General features: G+C 43.4%; 5 protein-coding genes. 1 reads left to right on the forward strand and 4 read right to left on the reverse strand.

All coding sequences use genetic code 11. The features are described 5' to 3' along the window. Positions 1 to 148: 148 nt before the first annotated feature. From PX636_RS07245 to PX636_RS07255, 3 genes are all read right to left on the reverse strand, one after another. Positions 149 to 334 (reverse strand): hypothetical protein, encoded by a 186-nt coding sequence (locus tag PX636_RS07245; RefSeq protein ID WP_002757942.1) that lies wholly within the window; start codon positions 332 to 334, stop codon positions 149 to 151. Between the two features lie 2 nt (positions 335 to 336). After that, positions 337 to 822 (reverse strand): type II toxin-antitoxin system VapC family toxin, encoded by a 486-nt coding sequence (locus PX636_RS07250; RefSeq protein WP_002797897.1) that lies wholly within the window; start codon positions 820 to 822, stop codon positions 337 to 339. A 239-nt stretch (positions 823 to 1,061) separates the two neighbouring features. Beyond that, positions 1,062 to 2,213, reverse strand: coding sequence for an AlbA family DNA-binding domain-containing protein (locus PX636_RS07255; protein ID WP_288116610.1), 1,152 nt, complete (start codon positions 2,211 to 2,213; stop codon positions 1,062 to 1,064). A 315-nt stretch (positions 2,214 to 2,528) separates the two neighbouring features. Here PX636_RS07255 and cobS point away from each other — a divergent pair, with 315 nt between their 5' ends. Further along, positions 2,529 to 3,287 carry an adenosylcobinamide-GDP ribazoletransferase gene (gene cobS, locus PX636_RS07260; RefSeq protein ID WP_288116612.1) on the forward strand — a complete coding sequence of 253 codons (759 nt, stop codon included), beginning with the start codon at positions 2,529 to 2,531 and terminating at the stop codon, positions 3,285 to 3,287. Here cobS and PX636_RS07265 read toward each other — a convergent pair. Then, the gene (locus PX636_RS07265; protein ID WP_002757946.1) at positions 3,284 to 3,745 is read right to left on the reverse strand and encodes a PPC domain-containing protein; all 462 of its coding nucleotides are present in this window, start codon (positions 3,743 to 3,745) and stop codon (positions 3,284 to 3,286) included. The genes cobS and PX636_RS07265 overlap by 4 nt on opposite strands. Positions 3,746 to 4,054: the final 309 nt, after the last annotated feature.

A 4,054-nucleotide genomic window follows, 5' to 3' on the forward strand; every position in this document is an offset into this window, starting at 1 on the left:
AGCTGCAATCAATGGGCATGGTGCGTTCCCCAAAATCGATCGCTGGATCAGTAGGAACCACATTAGGGAACGCACCCTAGGGAGATAGCGTACTGCTACGCAGTGCCTTCGGCATCGCACTATAGATTTAGCGGTTCCATTGAATGCTTTAGCCGGCGGTCGGGTGCAGTGATTTGTTAGACGCTCGCTTAATTGGCAACCTAACTAATCTATCTTTATGAGCCAGTTGCTTCTGCTTTAAGTCATTAAAAATAGCTCTTAAGTCATATTGAAACGATTGAGCGTATTCTTCTCTATACTTGTGAATTTCATCGAGAATTTCATTTTTATACATGACTAGACCTCTAGGTTATATCCAATAAGCTCATAAGGAGTGCAAATAACTGGCAATATATATCCGAGATCAGAACTAATCTGAGCCAGCTTACGCTGAATTTGGGCATTTGCCATGTGCTTGCAGTTCCATGTTAGCAAATAATCTAAGTTATAGACGGTTGCTAATGCCATATGTAAAGCGTCATTAGATGCCTTTAGTGGCAGATTGCTTTGAGTCAGAAACGCTTGCGAAAGTTCAAACGCATCTTCCGTAAGTTCGAGAAGCATTAGGGATTGTAACAAGTTTAACCGTTGAGCGGCGATTATCGGATCTCCCTTAGCTGCCTCATCTTCAACGATCTCTGATGCGTAAAGCGTAAATGAGCTACTATGTTCGTTCCACCAATCCTGGGTGATCTTGATATTAGCAGCAACGATCAGATTGTCAGTGGGTCTGGCGGTTAAATGCCCAAAAATACTTGTTTCAATATAGACGCTTCCATTCACGGCAATCTAGAATATTTTTTCGCTCTCTATCCTACCTTATTTAATCTTGGTTTTGAGGGTGTTGGGTAACAGCCGTCAACCCAACCGACAGGATCAGCGTACTGCTACGCAGTGCCTTCGCCATCGCACTTTAACCCACAGCTGCAATTAATGTCCATGGTGCGTTACCCAAAAATCGATCGCTGGAGCAGTAAGAGCCACATTAGGGAACACACCCTACAAGATCAGCGGCGATCGCACTACCCCCAAGACATCAAATCTTCTACTGTCAGAGAAGACTTGCTTAGTGAAGCAGATATTGTAAGATTCAACTCAGAGGGGTAAGAAAGATTGTCGGCATAAACTGCTCCGAAAATATTATCGCAATTTTCAGTTTTCTTGCCGATATAGAAGACATCAGAGAATATTCTCCTGCCTGGCTGTAGATCTCCACAATCAATCTCAATAGTTAGTTGGTCAGTAGTTTGATTGATGCACACATTGCTTGGTGTCTTAGATATGTTAAGTCTCTTTCTATTTAGATTTAGCTCCGGTCTGAGAGATTGCTTTTTGGGCATTTGAGGAAGATCTTCCTTTTCAAGCATCTCTATCTGCATTAAAGAGTTAACTGAGAACTCGACTCTGACATTGCGCGCAGCGACACGCCCAACATTTGAGATAGATAGTCGAACTGGGCGAAATAGCTTACATACATAGATATAGTGAGCTAAATCACGGTAATATTGATGATTTGTTCTATATATTGATGTTGAATAAAATCCATAGGAATTTCTGGACGAATCAGGCAAAGATGGGATGCTATAAGATGGCGGCAAGTTGTATAATTTAGCTTCAATTGATAAGTGTGAGCCAATCAGTTCCTTAGTATCTGGGTTGGAAAATACAACCGCAAGATTAGCGTCAATATCTTCAGGTTCCACCCTCATTTGTGCAATTTCATCTAAAGTAGCCGGTTTTTGTGGATCGGTTGAACTTCCTCTCCTCACATAAACCTTATCTTTATCCAGCTTTCCATATTTCTTCTTAAGATATATTGGTCTTGTTTGCTGTTCAATTCGGATAACACCTACTTGCTTGCCCTCAATAGTTGCGGCCTCGTAATGAAAGCGAACTGGCTGATTAGTGAGACTGTTAATAAATTGTTGAAGTGTGTGATCATCAAGATGATTTTGTATTCCTATTACTTCACTTTTTCCGCCCCGTACTTCCTCTACTCCAATCAAGATATAGGCATCGGATCTTCGCCATGCGTTTGCGAATCCTAAAATATCCTTGACAAGTTCAGACTTCTCTTCCTCACTTGCCTTGGAGAATGGATATTGTTCTTTTTTGAAATCAAGCGTTGGACTTTCTTCTTCGTAAAGTAGGCTTTCAAGTAACTGAGTTTTCATTTAATTTGCTTTTTATGTATTAGTAACTGTACTAAGTCACAGGGGGAACTCGTAGCTTAGAAGTGTACGTCGGACTAGATGCTATACGGAAACTTTCCACATATCACGCCAAATACGCATTTTTTCAGGAATCTTTCCGTATATTACTCTCCTGTATAGCGATCGCAAGAACTCTTCCTATAACATTACAATAAGCGTGTTATGCCGAATTATTATAGGCGTTCTCAGATGTTTTGAAAATCCCACAGGGTGGCCGATACAAAATTAAGTTATACTTCATCTTTATGAGAAACGCTGCCATACCGGAATCTAATTTTGGGGAGATTGATTACCATATTTAACTTCATTTGTCAAGAAATTCGCTCATTTTTAGGTGCGATCGCTTTTTACACGATTATTCCGGTTCCGATTGCCTGGCCGGATTTTGGCAGAATTGCCCGATGGATTCCCTTAGTGGGCTTATTTTTGGGTTTAATTCTAGTTTTGCTCGATATAACTCTAGCTGGTCTGGGAATGCCACCCCTGACTCGTGCGGTTGTCCTTGTGGGGGTTTGGGTTTATCTAACGGGAGGACTACACCTTGATGGAGTTAGTGACACGGCCGATGGTTTAGCTGTCACCGACCCCCCGCGTCGTTTAGCGGTCATGGCCGATAGTGTTACCGGGGCCTTTGGAGTCATGGCCGTGACTATGGTTTTGCTGCTAAAAATCGCCGCTTTGACTGATTTAAGCGATAATCGAGCCTTAGCTCTAATTTTAGCACCAATTTGGGGACGTTGGGGGCAAGTAATGGCGATCGCTCTTTATCCCTACCTCAAACCCACCGGCAAGGGAGCCTTTCATAAAGTGGCTTTTTGTCTGCCCTGGGACTGTGGGGGAATAATTTGGGGGTTAATCGCCCTATTTGGCGGTCTAAGGTGGGGAATAATCGCCATCAGTGCTGGAATCGCCCTCGCTATGCTTACTGGTTACTGGTTATATCGTCGTCTTCGGGGTCACACCGGCGATACCTACGGTGCAGTAGTGGAGTGGACAGAGGCTCTATTCTTGGTTTTTTTGACAATAATTAGCTAATTTTTGCCATCCACAGCCCGTAAACGGGTTAATTTCAGGGTAAATTTTCCCCCACCGGTTTCTCCGAAAGCTCTCACCCGAATAACATACTTACCCGACTCGGTAATGCGCGCAAAGAGGAGGGCATTAGTGCCACCATCGGGACCATCATCATTTTCCGCTACAGTGGAACCATCGTCGGCCAGGAGAATTAAAACTCCATCAAAATTTTCCGATTTGAGATCGATGGCCACCTGATCGTCCTTGTCCAAATCTACGGTATAATCCCTAGCAAACCCCCCCTCACCCGTGGGAATATCTTTGTCGGTGAGAGTATCGTTAATTTCTTTATTGAGGATGAGGGGGAGGGGATTATAGATTTTTTCCGCTCGCACGGGTAAAGATTGACCGCTTAACCAGAATAAAGTGAGTAAGACGCATAAACCAGAATAGCGACCAGTCAAAGGAAATCTTGTCATAGGGCAGATGTTCGTTTTCTCAATCTCCCTATTCTACAAAAAACTGATAACTATCAGCAGTTCGACAAAATTAAATTCACACCCCAGAAAAGGGGAACACCGGAACTGCGGAACTGCGGAAGGGAAAAATATGTGTAATTAATTTTGTTAACTTTGACATCCTCACCGCCGTAAACGGACGGTGATTCCCAAACCTCACGATTTAGGTTTCTGCTTCTTTCCCTTGCGGGGTTCCGCACCTGCCTTAACAGATTTACTCTGTTCTGGTCTTATGGTCGCTCCACAGACTGACACCGCAAGCCCTGCGGC

The organism is Microcystis sp. M53598_WE2 (assembly GCF_030067735.1).
Classification (GTDB): Bacteria; Cyanobacteriota; Cyanobacteriia; order Cyanobacteriales; family Microcystaceae; genus Microcystis; species Microcystis aeruginosa.